This window comes from Hymenobacter sp. HSC-4F20, from assembly GCF_019599275.1.
GTDB lineage: Bacteria > Bacteroidota > Bacteroidia > Cytophagales > Hymenobacteraceae > Hymenobacter.
In genome coordinates this window covers 15,422-34,537 of sequence record NZ_JAHZTD010000008.1, presented here as the reverse complement: position 1 = coordinate 34,537, position 19,116 = coordinate 15,422, and the positions used below count along the sequence as shown (strand labels likewise).

Annotated in this window: 13 protein-coding genes; 6 read left to right on the top strand and 7 right to left on the bottom strand. The window is 58.8% G+C overall.

Annotated features, from left to right (window positions below):
- Window positions 1–144 precede the first annotated feature (144 nt).
- Window positions 145–1,161: a TlpA disulfide reductase family protein gene (locus K3G63_RS21825; RefSeq protein ID WP_220616274.1), complete on the top strand. Its 1,017-nt coding sequence runs from the start codon at window positions 145–147 to the stop codon at window positions 1,159–1,161.
- Window positions 1,162–1,257: 96 nt separating this feature from the next.
- On the opposite strand, the gene K3G63_RS21820 is transcribed toward K3G63_RS21825, so the two are convergent.
- The 3 genes from K3G63_RS21820 to K3G63_RS21810 all read right to left on the bottom strand — a co-directional run bounded on the left by K3G63_RS21820 (window position 1,258) and on the right by K3G63_RS21810 (window position 4,103).
- A complete protein-coding gene (locus tag K3G63_RS21820; RefSeq protein ID WP_220616273.1) occupies window positions 1,258–1,938 on the bottom strand; it encodes an energy transducer TonB in 681 nt (226 codons plus the stop codon).
- 860 nt (window positions 1,939–2,798) lie between these two features.
- Window positions 2,799–3,503 carry a hypothetical protein gene (locus K3G63_RS21815; RefSeq protein WP_220616272.1) on the bottom strand — a complete coding sequence of 235 codons (705 nt, stop codon included), beginning with the start codon at window positions 3,501–3,503 and terminating at the stop codon, window positions 2,799–2,801.
- 279 nt (window positions 3,504–3,782) lie between these two features.
- A complete protein-coding gene (locus K3G63_RS21810) occupies window positions 3,783–4,103 on the bottom strand; it encodes a DUF6572 domain-containing protein (RefSeq protein ID WP_220616271.1) in 321 nt (106 codons plus the stop codon).
- 265 nt (window positions 4,104–4,368) lie between these two features.
- Here K3G63_RS21810 and K3G63_RS21805 point away from each other — a divergent pair, with 265 nt between their 5' ends.
- Window positions 4,369–4,506: a hypothetical protein gene (locus tag K3G63_RS21805; RefSeq protein ID WP_220616270.1), complete on the top strand. Its 138-nt coding sequence runs from the start codon at window positions 4,369–4,371 to the stop codon at window positions 4,504–4,506.
- A gap of 613 nt (window positions 4,507–5,119) precedes the next feature.
- On the opposite strand, the gene K3G63_RS21800 is transcribed toward K3G63_RS21805, so the two are convergent.
- On the bottom strand, window positions 5,120–5,740 hold the full coding sequence (locus K3G63_RS21800) for a porin family protein (RefSeq protein ID WP_220616269.1): 621 nt from the start codon (window positions 5,738–5,740) through the stop codon (window positions 5,120–5,122).
- Window positions 5,741–7,262: 1,522 nt separating this feature from the next.
- On the opposite strand from K3G63_RS21800, the gene K3G63_RS21795 reads away from it, so the two are divergent.
- Window positions 7,263–8,192, top strand: coding sequence for a replication initiation protein (locus tag K3G63_RS21795; RefSeq protein WP_220616268.1), 930 nt, complete (start codon window positions 7,263–7,265; stop codon window positions 8,190–8,192).
- Between the two features lie 339 nt (window positions 8,193–8,531).
- Here K3G63_RS21795 and K3G63_RS21790 read toward each other — a convergent pair whose 3' ends face one another.
- The gene (locus tag K3G63_RS21790) at window positions 8,532–9,320 is read right to left on the bottom strand and encodes an MBL fold metallo-hydrolase (RefSeq protein ID WP_220616267.1); all 789 of its coding nucleotides are present in this window, start codon (window positions 9,318–9,320) and stop codon (window positions 8,532–8,534) included.
- Between the two features lie 500 nt (window positions 9,321–9,820).
- Window positions 9,821–12,562, bottom strand: a complete 2,742-nt coding sequence (locus K3G63_RS21785) for a PAS domain-containing sensor histidine kinase (RefSeq protein ID WP_220616266.1) — start codon at window positions 12,560–12,562, stop codon at window positions 9,821–9,823.
- Window positions 12,563–13,000: 438 nt separating this feature from the next.
- On the opposite strand from K3G63_RS21785, the gene K3G63_RS23115 reads away from it, so the two are divergent.
- The 3 genes from K3G63_RS23115 (at window position 13,001) to K3G63_RS21770 (ending at window position 17,385) form a co-directional block, all read left to right on the top strand.
- On the top strand, window positions 13,001–13,213 hold the full coding sequence (locus K3G63_RS23115; protein WP_310794621.1) for a DUF6577 family protein: 213 nt from the start codon (window positions 13,001–13,003) through the stop codon (window positions 13,211–13,213).
- Window positions 13,214–13,525: 312 nt separating this feature from the next.
- Window positions 13,526–16,915, top strand: a complete 3,390-nt coding sequence (locus K3G63_RS21775) for a PAS domain-containing protein (protein ID WP_220616264.1) — start codon at window positions 13,526–13,528, stop codon at window positions 16,913–16,915.
- Window positions 16,916–16,971: 56 nt separating this feature from the next.
- Window positions 16,972–17,385 (top strand): response regulator, encoded by a 414-nt coding sequence (locus K3G63_RS21770; protein ID WP_220616263.1) that lies wholly within the window; start codon window positions 16,972–16,974, stop codon window positions 17,383–17,385.
- Window positions 17,386–17,817: 432 nt separating this feature from the next.
- On the opposite strand, the gene K3G63_RS21765 is transcribed toward K3G63_RS21770, so the two are convergent.
- Entirely contained in the window at window positions 17,818–18,903 is a 1,086-nt protein-coding gene (locus K3G63_RS21765; protein WP_259404639.1) for an ATP-binding protein, read from the bottom strand.
- Window positions 18,904–19,116: the final 213 nt, after the last annotated feature.

The following is a 19,116-nucleotide window of genomic DNA, read 5'->3' as shown; positions in this document are numbered from 1 at the left end:
TTACTGCTCGTCATCGCCTGTGCCCTGAGCGGCGCGGCGCAGGACGTTGTCGGAATCCCTTTGGTACGGGAGACGGGCAGCAATCGGTTTGTATTTTCCACGCAGCTCGACACGGTGCAAGCCCCTACCTCCGTACCCAAGGGAATGAGCCGGTACCTGCTCAAGTACGTCGAGTTCGGCGGAAGTCCCGGGCCACTGCCTGCCCAGCGGGTGAACTTCCTCATTGGGCGCGACGCCCAAGAGCGCATCGTTTTCGTGCCAGCGGCCGGCCCCGATTCGTTTACGTTCCGAGCCCGTGACCAGCAAGTATTGCCGGCAACGCCGGGCAGCACCCCGCCGGCAGCCTTCCGCATCGCCTTGCAGGGAGCGCGCGCCGCACGGCTGCTCGAACTCCGGCCGGTGCTCTATGCCGCCGGGGAACGGTACGCCTCCGCCCGCGAACAGGACTTGTTTCTGCGGCTCGAACTCCTGGGACATCGGTCCACGGGAACCTTACCCTTGGGCTCAAACCGCCTCGCCCTGCGCGTGACTCACCCCGGCTACCCCGGCCTCCCCCGGGACCTCGTCTACCCAGACTCCAGTACGCAGGTGCGTATACTGGACGAAAAAAACGCGCCTATCGCCTACCGCCTGGGCGAATCGTTCCTGGTGCATGGACACTTGGTCCGGCTCGACCACCTCAGCCCCGCGGGCGACAGTTTGTACGTGGCGGTCACGGGGCCCGAGAAGTCGCCCTCCGCCTACGGGAGTACTCCGCACTTGCTGTTTCGGCCCACGGAATCGACTGATGTACAGGGCCAACGGGTTCGTTTGACGGGCACCGAGCGGCCCCTCGTGCTGGACTTCTGGGGAACCTGGTGCAGACCCTGCGTAGCGCTCACCCCCGCCCTGCAAGCGCTGCACCGGCAGTATGAGGCTTCCATCGACCTAGTGGGGGTAGCCCTTGACGACCCGGAGAAGGTAAAACACTACGTAGCGGCCCATTCTATCCCGTGGCCGAACATCGTCGTGCCGGCTAACAAAGCGCATTCCTTGCTCACGCAGCTAGAGATTCGCGAATACCCCACCTTTATTTTGGTCTACAAGGGCAAGATTCTCTATCGTGGGATTGGAGCTCGGGGGCTTCAAGAAGTGACTCTGCGCCTATCTCAACTGCCCTAACAGGCGTTCACGCTAATGGTTCTTTAAATGAACATACTGTTTAGCGAAACGAGGGGTTTCTATACAAAACTTATTAACGCCTTAACGCCGCCATCTTCACCGCTCCTCTGGGGGCAGCCGCACCGGAGCCGTCAGGCGAACGGCCACCGCTTTCCCATTTTGTTTGCCCGGTCGCATCCGTGGCAGGTGACGCACCGTTTCCAGCACGGCCGCGTCGACTGTAGGGGAGAGCCCTTGCTCAATGGTCACCAAAAAGATGCTTCCCCGCGGACCCACCACAAAGCTCACGAGCACCTGACCCTCCACTGGCTGGGGCGTGGGGCCCAATCGGCGCCAGGTTCCGCGGCGTAACGTGTCAGCCAGCGCGGTGATGCCCCCCCCGGTTGGCAGCGAGGGCAGTTGTTCGACGAAGGTGTAGACCCGTGCGGAATCCGTTCCCGGGTACAGCGTCGCAGCCGGCTCGGGCGGATGGGGGGGCGGCATAGCCGGCTCGGGCCTTGGCGCCAACACCGGCCCCCAGCCGGCGGCGCCGTGCCACAGCCCCGCCAGTAATAGGACCGGCAGCAGTCCCAAGAAGACCGCACTCGCCTGGGGGAAGCGTTTGCTGAACAGCAGCCCCAGGAGCACGAGAAAGCCCAGCAGCAAACTGCCGTCCAGCAGCGCGAAGCTCTCTGGTACGAGGTCGGAATTGCTTTTGGAGTAGTGTGTCAATTCGGTCACCAGCACTCCTACCACGACCCCACAGCTGAGCAAGAAGGTGCCGGCCAGCAGGGCCACACTGCGCCCGGCGGTCTTAGTAGCCGAGGTGACGGGGGAAGGGTGTGGAGACACCGGTCCCGGACGTGGGCCAGATTCAGGGAGGACGTCGGGCATAAGGGCTAAAATACGGTACGTAGGTGCTTCACTTACTTAGGCCGTGTAACCGTAGTGGTCATAAGTTAATCCCTCAAGCGCCTCTCCTGCGTTCACTCAAACGGCCGTTTGTTGAACGAGGTTCGTATTAGCGAGTTAGGATCCTATTACCTTTTGTAGAAGGACGTTTGTAAAATGACAATTAATATGTTATATGTTTAATATATAGCTTTATAGACTAAGTATTCTTTAAAGCAAATAGGTCTCTAGTGCTGTAGAGTCAGCGTTATGAGGCTGTCTCTCCTGTTGCCTAGCGTATCCCGCAAGCGAAGGTGTAAGTGCTGGTCGGTTGTGCTAGACGCTACTAGCTTAGTATAGCTGGGAAAGAACCCGACTACCACTTCTTTGCCGGCTCGCACTTCGCGGACTTGAATGCCGTTTGGCACGGTGGCATTCGAGGCAATCGTATAGAGGGTAAAGCGCTGCTGCGTCCTAGGAAGGTCAAGCTGCTTCAGGAGCTGCGGAGGTTCAGTGTCAAAAATAGAGAAAGTGGCCAGTTGGTAGGCGAGTACGCCCAAGAGAACGAGGAGCGAGGAAACGAAGAAGACTGCTTCTCTTTTCATGGCTTGCTTTACCCCCTCAAAATGGGTGACGGTACTACCGCAACTATTTCCACCACCTCGGAAAAGCAGTAATTTTTATCTTCCATCTCTCGAATGTAACCCACTTATCACCTCACTTGAAAGTTGGTTGAAGTTAAGTGACAAGACTCTGGTAGTAGCTTACTAGTTCGCCTCTTTCGCGCGCAGGTGTGCTTGCAGAGTCAAATTGAGCAAGCCCCCGACAACCAGAATCGCGCCCGCCACAAACGGAAATCCCGCCCCTACGAGGTCGGCTAGGTTTGCTGACCATAAAAACGGATAACAGAAGAGCATGGCGGCAATACCGACCGCCATCAACCCGTAGCTGCCCAATAAGCTCAAGCGAAGGTGTACCGTCGTCTGGCGGAGGGGTTTGATTTCCTGATAGCGATTAAAAAGCTGGCTGCGAAGTTCGTGTAGCAACTGGTGCTGACAGTCTTCTATCGTAAGCGTAGCGAGGGGGAGGCATTGTCGACCGGCTTGAAAATCCTGCCGGAATACGGCCCAATGCTGGGGCAAGAGAACAAACCCAAACAGGAAAATAAGCAGACTTGGCAGCGTCCAGTTCCCATTGCCGAGCATAAACGCTTGTAAACGGATTTCGCCGACAGGTTCCAACTCATAGGCGAGGACAACGTGCTTGAGGTCGTGGCTCTCAAAGCCGGGAACCAAGGTAAGCTCCCGCGCTAGCAGACACTCGGCAAGGGCTTGGCCTACGGAACCCTGGGGGAGCTGGCTCAAGGCGGCCACCTTCTGCTGATAGGGCGCCATATCATGGCACTGTTCCAAACACCAAACCGAGAGGAAAAAGGCGTGGCGAATGACCTGCTCGAGCAAAGAATATTTCATATTAGGCTAGTAGCTTCTCACGAGGCAATATCTGGCATAATCCTAAGAGTGCGTTTATAACAACAATTATGTTTATCAACTTTCTCAAGATCGAAGAGGGACGTTATAGAGATGCCTACTCCGGATAAAGTCCTGTTTGCTTGGCATTATAGTGGTGTTTGGGTCCGAGTCTACGAAACTCATCTCTGCGGGTCATTTCTTAAACTCGTACGGTTCTGATAGGCACATGCACTCTCGGTGCCGATCTACTGGTGCCCGTTCCGTAAAAAGAGCCATTAACTATTCGCTGATCACCTGCCAGTAAAATCTAATGCCACCGTTTGTAATCACTTTCTGGGCTTGGAGTAGGAAAGTAAAAGCATCCTGGGGAGGTTCGGATTGCACCATGAGTTGTATGACCACCGGGCGGCCTTTTGCTTCTGGGTATGCCTCAAGCAGTTGCTCGCTTTCGATGAACTGCAGATACGTATTGAGTTTGTTTTCCAATAAGGAGAGGTGGTCGGCCTCGCCCCAGGAAAGATGGTCCGAGATGGTGAGCACCACCTCCAGCTCGGGAGACGTACTTATAAAGTCAATCGTATCAATCTGGTCAACGCTCATTAGAGTCAGGTTAGCAATGATTTTGGAGACGGGGGTACAGGATAGAACACAAGTTCTTCAAGGCTTGTGCATCTTCTATCAGAAGTACTTCCTGTAAGGAAGCATACTACATGGATCCGTTCTACTTTCAATACTTGACTAGGGCATCCCTTCAACTAGGGGTTGAAAGAATGCCCTGGTCAAGTATCCGCTGCAGATAACCCGCTGTACAGATCCCCAGGAGCGGTACTGCTTTACCGTCATCGATACCCCCAATGAAAACAGTGTGAGCTTCACCCGGGGCCAGTACCGCACCAGGGTGGACGCCATTGAGGCCGCCACCGGCCTAGACCTGCTCTCGGCAGTGGCCCCGCCTGTGCAGGCCATGCTGGTAGCGAAGGCGGATACCGGGCCGACGCAGTAACGCGTTTCGTTACACCCATAGGAGCCCGGGCCGAAGGTTTGGGCTGCTTATTGCCACTGGCGGGCCAGGCAAGCAGGAAGTAGTGGCCTGCTTCGAACTACTTGTACCCAACCAGATTCCGCAAAGCCATGCCGTAGCCATTGCGGGCGGCTGGCCATCCTACCGCCAGGCAGTTCCACAGTTGTCCACCCACGGCGGCTGGGTACGTGCTACGCCAAAGCAACAACTCCTGTACCCAAGTGGCAGGAATGGCCGAGTCAGATACGTAGCAAGCGGGTGGTTAGCAGACATTCAGTAAGCTAAGACCGTTTCCACCTTCTGCGGAAGGGTAGGAGTAGGATTCGGAAATGGTACAAACCGTAACTACAAGCAGAAAGTCCACCTGTCTATTGGCCTCTACTACCTTCGGCATCCTGTGCTACACGCAAAGCTACCCGGCTAGGCTCCCCCACTGTTTGCTAGGCCACGCCAAGGCCAAGCAGCACCCGTACCGTAGATAAAGGAGAAGGCACTGACGTTGGCGAAGTGTAAAGTCTGCTCACGTGCACCACGTCAGCGATACAACAAGGCCATTTCCACCATGCATAGCCTTGCTGTATGGAGGCGACACGACTTATTTATTGCCGGGGAAGGCAAAGCCTAGCTGAAATTGAAACACCGAGTTGTATATCTTATTGCCTCCGGGCAGGGCGGCGTCGCCGTCGTAGAGTTTGGTAATGCTGCGGTTGTAGCGGACGCCCACATTGGGACCACTCTCCAGCTGGTAGCCCACACCCACGATGTAGCCGAACTGGAGCTTGTTGAGCTGGCCCCGGTTGGTGATATCGCCCATGGCTGAATCGTCAAACTTCGTCTTCCGCGCGAACAGGTAGCCTACTTGCGGGCCGACCTCTACCACAAAACCGGCGGCGTTTAGGCGGGCCAAGAGCGGCACATCGAGATTGTGAAATGTGGTTTTGGAGACATCCTCAATCTGGTAGCCCCGCTGGGAATACAGCAGTTCGGGGTGCAGCTCGAATAGTCCGCCCACGCCCAGGCTCGTCGTGGTTGTGATGCCGGCCTGAAATCCAAACCTATTTTGCACATCACCCTGGAAGTCTTTGTCGTCGCCGGCCAGCGAGGCGGCCACCACGCCCACTTTGAGGCCGAAACGGGTGCCGCTTCCGTTGGTAGATTGGGCCTGAACGGCAGTAGCGCCGGTAAGCAGGGCCAGAGAGAGGAGAATCTGTTTCATAGCTGGTAAGGACAGGTAGTAAAGGGGGTTTTTCGCACCGGAAGCAGCGACTTGAAAGCCTTTGCATATCGGAGGCTTATGTAAAGACGGGAAACGCGTTATTTTGTTCGATTTAATATATTGATTTTCAATACGTAACCTCAACACTAACACTACCCTCCGGAGTCTTCTGTCAGAATACCTTTGTCCGCCAGCCCGCTAGGTTGCAGGCAGCCGTATCCTGCAAGCAGTCTGCCACGCGCGCCCATTTGGATCAGGTTAGCTTTTCCTCAAAGCCGGTGGGCAGACGCGTGAACAGTTAGCACTGGCACCCGACAGGGGCGTGCTGGTGGCGTTGCCAGAAGCGGGCCTTCGCCAGCACCTACGGGGACCCGGCCGTGGTCAGCGCCCGGTCCAGACAGGCGAGAAACTCGACAGTCGGCGCTTCGTGGTACATCTGCTCCCGGCTGCGGTGAAAATCACGCTGCCTAGCTTCGCGCAGTGGCAATATGCTGTTGTCCGTGGCCTACCTTTAGCTACACGACAGAGTTCTTACTCTTGCGAGATTGTTCACAAGAAGGCCGGCAAGGCTGTCATCTTGGGAGGCGCCCTGCAGGTGGAGTGGTATCAGTGAAGACAACGTTGGTGAATCCGCACGGCTACTAGCCTTTTCTAACTTATAAAACCTATTACTTCGCTTTGACTTAAGCTGGACTGCAAGTTTGCCTCTTGCTAGAAAATATATTTTATAAGCCTGCAAACTCCTGTTAAGGTAATCTGTGTGCCCATTATCACTAAATCAGACACTTTAGGCTTGCTTGTTCAACAGAAGTAAACCCTTGCGGAAGACTTATAAAAGCTATTAGTAGCGCTTTCGTTGCTTTTTCAAGTATTCTGAGTACATCCATAGAAGCTCAGATAGTAGAAAAAGGTAAAATATTATATAAAAAGTACAATCCCTTCTTGTGCTTGTTTAAACTCCCGTTTTTGTTGTTTTCGTTCGGGTTTTGCCCTAACCAACCACTTTAAGAGCTTTTGTACTTCAGCTTCAACAAATTTGTGAGTATTTATAGTATTTAAGGTATTTGCAGGGCTCACAACTATCTACTTACCAGTTGTTTAAGTAGGTTTGCTAATAGGTTTTATAAGCTAACTAATAGGTTTTATAAGCTAACTAATAGGTTTTATAAGCTAACTAATAGGTTTTATAAGCCGAAGTAATAGGTTTTATAAGCTGATTAATAGCCTTGTGAAAATCATCTATTAGTTTTTCGTCTGTAGGCCAACTAATAGATTTTATAAGTCTGCTGGGCTGACCCCTATGCTCCTGCCTACTTCCCCCGTGCTCGAACTAATAGGTTTTATAAGTCTAAACTAATAGCTTTTATAAGTCTCAGGGAAACCTCGCGCCGAGCTAACTAATAGGTTTTATAAGTCGGTGCGAAGACGAGCGTTTCCCTTGCTGATAGAAGCCAGAATCGTCTCTATTACTTTCCGCTTTAAGATGTATGTTTGTTTTACACCCCCACTATAAAGAGCAGCTATGGCGGCGCCCGAACCCAACGTCCCGATAGAAATCAGGCAACACAACGCGCTGACGACAGCTCGCTATGAGATGAGTGCCTGCGAAATGGACATTGTGTTCTCGCTGCTCTCTAAGCTTACCAAGCAGGATAAGGCCGGCACCATCTACGAAATCCGGGTGCAGGAGCTGATGGAGATGACTGGCCGCACTTGGAACTACAAGCAGTTGCTGGAATCAACCGAGAACCTTAACAGCCGAGTCTACCACATCGAGAACGGCCAGACCTTACTACAGGTAAGCCTGCTCGCTTCAGCGCTGTACCGCAAGGGCGAGGGCACTATTGAGTTGGAGATATCTGAGCGTATGCGGCCCTTTCTGATTGACTTGAAAAGCAACTTCACTTCTTATCGGCTGCAGGCCGCGTTCAGCTTGTCGAGCAAGTACGCTAAGCGCATTTACCAACTCGCCTCACAGTGGAAGGACATTGGGGAAACCAAGACCTACTCCCTGGATGAGTTCAAGGCCATGCTTAAGCTCAAAGATCCTACGGGCAAGGAGCCGGAACAATACGCCCAGATTTCAGCCCTGCAGAAGTACGTACTCGACGTAGCTACCAACCAGATCAACGAGCACACTGACTTGCACATCAAGTACGAGTTGCTCAAGAAAGGCCGCTCCTACCAAAGCATCAAGTTCTACGTCAGCACCCAGATACCCCAGCAGCTTCCTATTCCTTTTGAGCTGGAAGCCGACGATGCCAAGCTGCAGCTGGCGCGCAAGCACTTAGAAACCTTGGGTATTGCCGAACTTAAGCTGATACAGGAGATTCTGCAGTCGGCCAAGCACGTGGATGCCTTGTTTGCTTTCGTTTATAAGTTGAAGACTGATAAAATCAAAGCAACTAAAAATCCGGGGGGGCTTTTCCTAAAAATGCAGGGTCTGCGCTAATAGAGAGTCACTTAGCAGAGTGCTATTACGTTGGCAGTAAGCTCCTGTAGAAAGCCTTACTTGGGTGTTTCTAACTGCATCCATGTGTGCTGGATGCTACAAGCAGTACACTCCATCACTAACTCGGTTGCAGGGGCATACCGCTCCAGCACCTCCAGGTGGGCGTGCAGCCTTTGCTGTCAGCAGGTGGCGCAGAGAAGCAGCTCCGTCGCCTCCGGTTGCTCCTGCAGAAATTGTAGCTCGTTGTTCTTCTTGGCAGCCAAGGAAATAATTGGCAGTGCTACGTAAGCGCCTCAACTACCTCTTTTCATCCGCCAGCCGTCAGCCTTTGCTCCTCGCTTACTGGGCCGCCGGGTACCAGTTGCGCAGCCGCACGTCAATTTTTTTGTTGGCTGCATTCACGATTTTCCGAAAGGCGGCCACGTCGCTCAAGCCATTTTGGCCCCGATAGTGGTAGGGGTACACGATGCCCGGCTTGAAAGCCAGCACGCCCTGCACAGCCTGCTGCACGTCCATGGTGTAAGGCAGATTCATGCACACGAAGGCCACATCAATGCCCTTCAGGGCGCGCATTTCGGGAATATCTTCCGTGTCGCCCGATAGGTATACGTTTTTGCCGCCCAAGTTCAGTACGTAGCCATTGCCGCGGCCCCTAGGGTGCATCGCGCCGGGCGCTTCGGGCAGATTGTACATGGGAATGGCTGATACGCTCAACCCCAAGGTGTCAAGCCGATGCCCGTTGCTGAGGATACGGACCTGCGCTTTGTATTCAGCAGGTAGCTTCTCCGCCACCGCTTTCGGTACTACCATTACGGCTTTGCCTAAGGCAAGGCCCTCCAGCGTTTTGGGGTCCAGGTGGTCACCGTGGATGTCGGTAATGAGAATCATATCCGGCTCGGCTAAGCCAGCATAGGCCCCGGCCCCACCGTAGGGGTCTACGTAAATGGTCTTGCCGTTCCAGGTAAAGACCACGCTGCCGTGCGTGATGGGCTGCACCGTAAGCGGCCCTTGCTTGGTAGCAATCTGGTCGGCAGCCGCGCGTGGAGTGGCTGCAGTAGGCGTAGTTTGGGCCTGCGCCTGAACCGTGAAAGCAGCCAGTACGGCCGTGCAAAGTAGGGTAGCCTTCATCCGTTTTTGGTACCTATGGATTCAGAATTAACGTCTGATTTTTTGAGCAGCAATGCGCCAGTGGCGTAGCCTCTCACGGGGACTATAGGTATAACCTGGTGGCCCGTTACAAGTTCGTGCTAACTGTCGATTCAGCTGATAGCGGTGCGGAACTCACGAATGCTTTCTGCTCATTGCTCAGGACCTTCCTCTACCCGACCAGCGGCCTCGGTTGATAGCTCCGTACTGCGCTGTGCTTCCTGCAAGCTGCGGCCGGCGCTTCGCAAGCTGGCCGCAGCCTCGGCTAGTTCTGGTAGCTTTCCGGCCCAAGCCAGCGCCTTTGAAACGGCTTGCAAATAGGCTCCACCCAGATAGTCTAGCTTTTCCACGGCTTTGCAACGACACCGCTGCAGCTTCACTAGCGCGGCCCCGAAACGAGCTACTTCCTGCTGCGCGTCCGGGAGGTGCACTTGTCAAGTTTCTCCATCGCCAAGAAACAGCTGGGTTGGCGGGGGCGAATCTCAGGCGGGAAAGTACACGGTAAAGCAGGAGCCGACGCCCACCTCGCTTTCCACCTCGATCAGGCCCCCGGCGTTGTCAACCATGCGCTTGACCATGTACAAGCCAATGCCCGTGCCCGGCACGTGGCTGTGCAGGCGCCGAAACAACTGGAACAGGTCGGCGTGCTTCCCCGCCTCAATGCCCAGCCCGTTGTCCTGCACCCGCAGCAGCGTGTAGCCCTGCTGCGCCTGGCAGCTGATGCGCACCTGCGGGGCGCGGGCCGGGTGGCGGTATTTCACCGCGTTGCTGAGCAGGTTGTAGACCACCGAGCGCAGGTTCTTGGCCGAAAAGCACACGCGCGCAGTCGGCCCTACCTCCAGCAGCACCTGCGCCCCGGCCGCGGCCAGCACCGGGCGCAGGTCGCGCCGCACGTCCTCGAGCACCGGCAGCAGCAGCACCTCGGCCACGGGCTCGGCGTGCTGCTTCTGCAGCTTGATCACGTCGCTCAGCTGCTCGATCGTGCGCTGGAACCGCGCCACCGACTCCTGCATCATGCCCAGCAGCGGCCCCACGTCGTAGGTGTGCTGCACGGGGGCGGGGAGCTGGGCCTGCAGGGCGTGGATCAGCCCCTCGATGTTGGTGATGGGGGCCTTCAGATCGTGCGAGGCCGTGTAGATGAACGTGTCCAGGTCCGTGTTCAGGCGCAGCAGCTGGGCGTTGAAGGCCTCCAGCTGCTGCTGGGAGGCGCGCAGGTCCTGCTCCACTTCTTTGGCCTTCGTGATGTCGAGCACGAACTTGACGCATTCCGTCTCGCTTAGGCGCTTACTGGCGGAGAGTCCCCACCACAACGACCCGTCCGGGCGCTGATACTGTTTCTCAAACGGGATGCTTTCCCCGACCGCGCGCAACTGCTGTAGGGCTTGATGGGTAGCGGGCAGAAACGCCGGGGTGGACAACGTGTCCAGGGACACCTGCCCGCTGGCCAGCGCGGTCGGGGCGTAGCCGCTCATGCGCTGGAACGCAGCGTTGCCATCGTGCACGCACCCGTCCAGGTCAAAAAAGAGCACACCCACCGTGTCGATGGTCAGGGCCCGTTGCAGCCGCGCCTCGCTCTGCCGCAGGGCTTCTTCGGCCTGCTTACGGGCCGTGATGTCGGCGGCCGCGCCGAACCATTCCGTTATCTGGCCCTGCGCGTCGAGCACCGGCACGGCGCGCGAGAGCGTCCAGCCCACGGAGCCGTCGGCGCGAAACACGCGGTGTTCCAGGTGAAATAACCCTTTGCTGGCGATGGCCGCCGCAATGGCGTGCTGCACCAGCGCTTGATCTGCCGGCGGAATATACTGCCGCAGCCAAGTGGCGGTCGGATCAGTTGTATCAGCCAGGAAATTGCGGCCGTCGAGTGTGAGCATGTGCTCCCAGTCCGGGCTCATCTTGTAGAGCGTATCCGTGCTGGTGGTCACGAAGAGGCGGAACTGCTCCTCCGACCGGCGCAGGGCCTCCTCGGTGCGCTTCTGTGCGTCCACGTCGAGGATGACGGTGACGTGCCCGGCGATGCGGCCGGCGGGGTTGGCGAGTGGCACGGCAATGACCTGGGTCCAGACGGAGGAGCCGTCCGCTTGCGTGTAGAGCATCTCGGTGCCGGGCACGACCTTCTCGCCCCGCAAGGCGCGGGCGCCAGGGAATTCCTCCGGTTGGAGCGGGCGCCCGTCCGGGTGAAAGGCGCGCCAGCGGGAAGACTGGGTGGCCTCGCGCGAGGGCACCACGCCAGTGGGCAGGTACTGCTGCATCCGGCCGTTGGCCAGGGTCAGGTGGCCACGGGCATCCATCACGCCAACGCCGAGCGGCAGGGCCTCGAACACGGCCGCGAGGTGGGCCTCGTTGGCCAGCACCTCGCTCGTACGCTGCCGCACCTGTATTTCCAGCTCCTGGTTGAGCTGCTGCAGCTGGCGCCGGTTCAGCACCTGCGCGGTTACGTCGTAGGCGAAGTTAAATACGCCGTCAATGCGGCCTTGGGCATCGCGCAAGGCCTGGAATGACACGTTGTAGTAGCGCTGTTCGGGGTGGCCCGTGTCGGTTACGTCCACCCACGTTTCCTGCTCCAGCGCGTGGTGTGCCTCACCGGTCTGGTACACGCGCTCTAACTGCTCGATGATGCCCTGCCCCTGCAACTCGGGCAAGGCCTCCCGAATGGGCCGGCCCTGCAAACGCCGGTCGCGGAACAGCTGCTGGTAGCCCGGCGTCACCAAATCGTACACCAAGTCCGGGCCGCGGTACGTGGCGATGCTAGCCGGCAGTTGCAGGAGCACATCGTGGAAGCGCTGGCGCTGGGCCTCGGCCTCGGCGCGGGCGGCCTGCTCGCGGGCCCGGCTCTCGCGCAAGGACTGCTCCACCGCCGAGCGAGGCAAATCAGCCAAGTCAGTAAAATTGACCACCAGCAAGTCGCCGCTGCGCTGGGCCACCAGCCGAAAGAAGGTGTCGATGCCGTCGCCCTCATAGGGCACGTCGTAGGTTGTGGCCTGCCCCGTTAGGTAGGCCGCGCGGTACTGACCAAAAATACCCGTCGGTACACTGTGAGGGTACAACTCGCGAAAGGTCTGGGTCGGGTGCGCCGGCAGGCCCAGCAGGCGCTGGCCCGCCGGATTCAGGCGCACGAAGCAGAAATCGACCAGCTCGCCCTGCTCGTCGTAGCGAGGGGCATACAGGGCCGCGCCGGTCGGCACTAGGTCAAAGAAAACCTCCAGGGGATGGTCAATGGACGCCACAGAGCGTAAGAAAGTAAAAGCAAGAGGGAACACACCAGCGGCACCGACAACCCGGCCCACCAGTTCACCAGACCAGTATACGCGAAGGTAGCCAACGCAGCAAGAGCGGACACGGGGGTAGGCCCAGTAAGTTGTTGTCTGCCGCGTAGGCGCTCAGTGCTGCGTGGGGTAAACGGCAACTGAACTGTTCGGTTTCAACCGTACGAAAAGCCCAGGCAGGATTGAGGGGGTTGCATTTGCTTAAGCGGGTGGTACTTCCCCGCTTGCAGAAGCAGGCGTCCGCGCGGTATCTATTTCTGGTGAACTAGCTTCTTAAAAAGACTTGCCGGCACGGAGTGTACCGCCTATACCTGCGCCTACTTGAACCTCTCAGAACTTTGGCAAGCTGTTGCTACCGAGTCACTTCTGGATAGAGGTTGTGTCTGAACCACCCAGTGGCTGAACGACTTCACCAGTCACCGCGTCCTGGGGGCCACACGCCTGGTAGAGGCAGAGCCCGAGAATCTCCACTCGATGTACTACGCACTGAAAGACCAGCTCGGCGGTTGGGTCTTCCTACCCCCCGATGCGCGAGTGCTGGGGTTCTACGTGGCGGAAACGCCCGAGGCGGCGTTGAGGCTGCCACTCATCAGCCGCACCCCACTGCAATAGATACAGGCAGTACCGGTACCCTGGCCAGAAAAGGTGCTGACAGACCTGCTCAGAGAGGGCTGGTAGGGGCCAGTACGCGTTGTACGTAGTGGAACCCGTTGACAAGGGCCGGCTGCACCACCTGAGTGAGCATCCGTAACCGGTTAGTGGTGCAGGATACCGAACGGGGATGAACCTCTTCTACCAGATGCCCGTCCATAACGGAGATGGCACTGCTCAAAAGGTAATTGCCTTCTCTATTTCTTGTGTACTCCTACCAGAATAGGACGTCTCGTATATGCACGGTACTTTTCGCCCGTTTGTCTTCTGCCTGTGACTTCTTCTGCCTCTGCCTATTCCGCTTCGGACGAGCTGCTGCAAGCCGTTCTTGAGGTGGCGTCCACCGGTTTGGCCTTGCTGCGTCCTGTCCTGACGCCGGGCTCCGCCACGCCGGTGGACTTTGTCTACCAGTACCTGAACCCCGCGGCTCAACACCTGCTGGGGCTGCCGGCGCGTCCTACCCAGACCCATCAGACCTTATTTCCCCAGGCAACGGCCAGCGGTGCACTGGCTGTGTACCAGCGGGCATTTGAAGGAGAGATAGTCGACAACTATCCCGCCACTGACTGGCTGGCGGAACGCCGGCAGCCCCTGCTGCTGACGGCCCGCCGTAGTGGGGAGCTGTTAGTAGTGAATTTTACCGAAGCCGGGGAGCCAGGGGCTGGGGAACAACCCGAGGGAGGGCAGGAGCACGGGGAGCTGACCACTGCGCAGCAGCTGGCCGCCACGACCCAGGCGCTGGCCCAGGCCCGCGCGGCCAGCGAGGCAACCCGACAGCACCTGCACCGCCTGTTCCAGCAGGCGCCGGCCTGCATTGCCACGCTGGAAGGCCCGGAGCTGGTCTTTACCCTCGTTAACCCACCCTACCAGCAACTGGTCGGGGAGCGGCAGTTGCTGGGCTTGCCCTTGCGGCAGGCCTGGCCGGATCTGGCCGGGCAGCCGTTTTACGACTTGTTAGAAGGCGTGTACCGCACCGGCGAAACCTACTACGGCAATGAGCAGCTGGCCTCCATTGACCGTGCGAACACCGGCCAGCCCGAACCGGTGTACTTTAATTTCATCTACCAGGCCATCCGTGACGCAGGGGGGCTCATTACAGGCGTCACCATTTTTGCCTATGACATTACGGAGCAGGTGGTGGCCCGCCGGCAGGTGCAGCACCTCTACGACCAACTCAACGCGGTCAACGAGGAACTGGCTGCCGCCAACGAAGAACTTCAGGTCACGAACGAGGAACTGCTTACCAGCAATGCCGAGCTACAGCGCACCCATTTGCAGCTGCAAGAGCTCAATCAGGAGCTAGAGCACCGCGTGCAGCAGCGCACCCAGCAACTACAGCAGGCCCGCGCGGAGGCCGAGCGGCAACGGGCGCACCTGGAGCGCCTGTTTCTGCAGGCGCCCGCCGCCATTTGCATCCTGCGCGGCGAGCAGCTCGTCTACGAACTGGTCAACGCCGGGTACCAGCACCTGTTTCCCGGCCGCGAGCTGCTGGGACGGCCCCTGCTGCAGGCACTACCCGAAATTGCGGACCACGACGTGTACCGCACTTTCCGGCAGGTGTACACCACCGGCATCACCCACCAGGAGTTAAACATGCGCGTGCCATTAACCCGCCCCGACACCGGCGAGCTGGAGGAGCGCTACTTCCACTACATTCAGCAGGCCTACTACGCCGAAGACGGGCGCATCGACGGGGTCATCGTCTTTGCGTTTGAGGTGACGGAACAGGTGCGCGCCCGCAGGGCCAGCGAAGCGGCAGCCCGCCAGCTGCGGCTCGTTACCGACGCGCTGCCCGTGCTCATCAGCTACGTTGACCAGGCAGAAACCTACCAGTTCGTGAATCAGGCCTACGAAGGCTGGCTGCAGCGTCCGGCGCACGAGTTGCTGGGCCAGCCCCTCCGGGCCGTACTGGGGGAGGCCGCCTACCAGTCTTTGCACCCCTATATCAAGCGGGCCCTGGCGGGAGAGACGCTGGATTTCGAAACGCGCCTTACCTACCCCCACGGCGGTAGCAAGTACGTGCGGGCCAGCTACGTCCCCGACATCGTCGAGGGGCAGGTGCTGGGGGCCTACGCTGTGGTCAGCGACGTGACGTCCCTGGTAGAAGCGCGGCAAGAGGCCGAGCGGCAGCGGCAGCTACTGCACCAATTGTTTCTGGAAGCTCCGGCCCCCATTGTCATTCTCGACGGGCCGGATTTCATCTACCAGCTCGTCAACCCGGCTTACCAGCGTATTTTTCCCGGTCGGGAGCTGCGGGGCAAGCCCCTGCGCGAGGCCTTGCCGGAAGTGGCAGGCACCTTCATCGACGAGGTGCTGGAGCAGGTCTACCACACCGGCGAAACAGCTGTGTTCCAGGAGTTGCCCCTGCAGCTGGCGCGCACGGCGGGCGGGCCGCTGGAAGAAATCTTCTGGACCTTCACTTACCAGGCCCGCCGCAACGCGGAAGGCGAGGTAGATGGCATTCTGGTGTTTGCCCACGAAGTCACCGACCAGGTGCGAGCCCGCCGCGTGGTGGAGCGCAACGAGCAGTACCTGCGCCAGATGGCCGACAACGTGCCGGCTATGATCTGGCTCACAGATGCCGCCGGCCAGTGCCAGTACCTGAACCGCCAGTGGTATGAGTACACCGGCCAAACCGAAGCCGAAGGCCTGGGCCTGGGCTGGCTGGAGGCCCTGCACCCCGACGACCGGGAGGCGACCCGTATCACGTTCCAGCACGCGTCCGAGCACCAGGCCCCGTTTAGTCTGCTCTACCGCCAGCGCCGCCACGACGGCCGCTACCGCTGGGCCATCGACACGGGGTTGCCGCGCTTCAGCCGCAGTGGTCTGTTCGAAGGCTTTGTGGGTACGGTCTTCGACATTCACGAGCAGAAGCAGGGCGAGTTGGCCTTGCAGCGCCTGGCCAGCAGGCTGCGCACGGCCCGCGACGAGGCCCAGGCGCTGAATGCGGAGCTGCAAGTCAGCAACGAGCAGCTGCGGCGCACCAACGTGGACCTGGACAGCTTTATCTACACGGCCTCGCACGACCTCAAAACGCCGATTACCAACATTGAGGGCCTGCTGCACCTGTTACAGGACCACCTGGGGGCTCACCCTACCCTGGCAGCAGAACTCCAGCCGGTTCTGGGCATGATGCACACCTCCGTGGAGCGGTTTCAGCGGACGCTGGAGCATTTGAGCGATGTAACCAAGCTGCAGAAAGAGCACGCGTCGCCCGTAACCGAGGTAGAATTGCAGGCCGTCGTGGAGGACGTGCGCCAGGACCTGCTCCCCCTGCTGGAGGAAGCGCAGGCCCAGGTGGAGGTGGACGTAGCGGACTGCCCGCACGTGTCGTTTTCAGTGAAGAACCTGCGCTCGGTGGTCTACAACCTGCTCACCAACGCCCTGAAGTACCGCCACCCCGACCGGGTCCCGCACGTGTTGGTGCGCTGCCGGCCAGCAGGAGCCTACACCGTGCTGGAAGTGCAGGACAACGGGCTGGGCCTGGAGCCGGGCAAGCAGGCCGAACTGTTCACCATGTTTCGTCGCTTCCACGCCCACGTCGAGGGCTCGGGCGTCGGCCTGTTCATGGTGAAGCGCATGGTCGAAAACGTCGGCGGCCGGGTGGAAGTCGATAGTGAGCCAGGGCGCGGGTCGACTTTCCGCGTATACTTTCCCGGCTAAGGTCCGTATAGGCAGGCTTGCCGGCTTGCGCTTACCCTCCCACCGGCCTTTTGCCGATGACGCCCTTGCCCTGTGTGCTGCTGGTCGACGACGACACAACCACTAACTTTCTGAATACGTCCTTGCTCCGGCGCCTGGGGGTAGCCGAGCGCATTGCCGTGGCGCTGGACGGCGAGCAGGCCCTGCGGGAGCTTTCCGCCCACTGCGTACCGCCTACCCCCACCTGCCCGGTACTGATTCTGCTGGATGTGAACATGCCAGGCATGAACGGCATTGAGTTCCTGGAAGCCTACCAGCAGCTCCCGCTGGCCGAGCAGCGGGCCATCGTCATCGTGATGCTGACCTCCTCGCTGCACCCGCGTGACGTGCAACGCGTGGAACGGCTGGACGTGGTAGATGGCTTTCTTAACAAGCCCCTGACCCGGGAGAAAGTAGAGAAACTGCTCCGCACCCATTTTCCGGCTCAGTAGCCAGCAGGACCCGGCCGGACGGTGCCCGGACTAGTTTCCATAGCTCGGGGCTGGGCTGAGTAGCCGCCAGCCCGGCGGGTGGCACCCAGAGCCGGCTCACGCGCTGGTGCTCGGGGAGGTACTGGTCGCCCACCACGTTCACAACTGGCTAGGCCTCCGGTAGGTGACCTAACGGCTGTGGTGCTTCTCCGCTTAAAAATCTCGGCCCTGCGGGTCGTGCTCCCCCAACAGGCACAGCGAGGCTTGCCAGGCCGGCAGCCACCGCACCAATCAGTATGGCCCCCGTTACGCATCCAAACCAGTACAGCGGCACGTTCCACTGCTCGGATTTGCGAAAAAGTGCGGAGAATGGCCACGTAAAATACGTAAGCTCATCCCCGCAACCAGCAAGAAGTCAGCAACTTGCTATAGGTAGCTCGGCGCGGCTGCCCTCTACTCGGGCAGGGGTAGCGCGATGGTAAACGTAGTGCCCTGCCCCTCGGTACTCTCGAAGGTGATGTGCCCTTGGTGCAGCCCCACGATGGTCTTGATGATGGACATACCCAGACCGGTGCTTCGCTCGCCGCGCAGGCCCGGGCGCCGGGCCTTGGTGAACTTCTCGAACAGGTTCGCCTGCAGGGCCGTGGGAATGCCCACGCCCGTATCAGTCACTGCCACCAGGGCCACGTCGGAGCGCCGGCTCACCGCGACGGTGATGGAACCGCCGTCGGGAGTAAACTTGATGGCGTTGCTGAGCAGGTTGTTGATAACCTGCATGAACTTGTTCTGGTCTATCTCCACATAGAGCGACGCCTCCTGCGCCACAAAAGCGAAGCGCTTGTCGACTAAGTGGCTGCCGTGCTGGTATTGCTCCAGTACCAGGCGCAGCTTTGCCACCAGGTCCACCCGCTCCCGCTTCAGCTCCACATTCACTGAGTCAAGGAACTCGTTGTCTACGAAGTCGCGGATCAGGTTGACGCTGTCCCGACATAGCTCGCGCATATGATCAATCATGCTTACCAGCTGCGGATTTTGCAACGGGGCCACACTGGTTTGGAAATAGTCGCTCATCTGCTGCAGTACCGTAAAAGGACCCGCCAGGTCGTGCGACAATATCTCCAGCGTTGTATTCTTCTTAGAGTTGTACTTGTCGGCGTGCCAAAGCATCACCTTGGTGGCCGTGATGTCCTCCAGCAGACCGCCAAGTTGCATCTGCTCGTCAGGCCCGGAGAGGTGGTAGGGCGTTACGCACAAGTGCTGGTCCTGGCCCTCGGCCCCGCGCAGGCGCAGCTCAAACGGGTCGCGCAGGCGGCCGGCCAACCAGCGCTGCCAGCAGTCGGCAGCGTGTTCTCGGTCATCGGGGTGCAGGCGGGCCAGCAGGGCCGGCAATTCCTCGTTCACCTGGGCACAGTGCCCCTGCAGCATCCGCTCGTAGGCGGTGCTGACGTACTGCACGCGCTGGCTGGGCACGTCGTAGACAAAGAAGACCTGAGGCGCCTCCTGCTGGAAGCGCTCGAAGAAAGCGGCGGGAAACTGCATCACAAATGGGTGGGTTGGTAGCGCCCGGCGAAAGGTAACACGTTACGGATGGAATGGCACACGTGCGCGCCCAGCCGGAACTCTGGTCGGGCAGGCACGTGTGCCCTTGCAAGTTCGACATGTTACGCCACATTGGCGCAGGTAGCAGTATGCATCCTCTGGAACGCGATAACCTGACGCTCCTTCACCACCGCTTGCTGCAGGCCGGCTGCA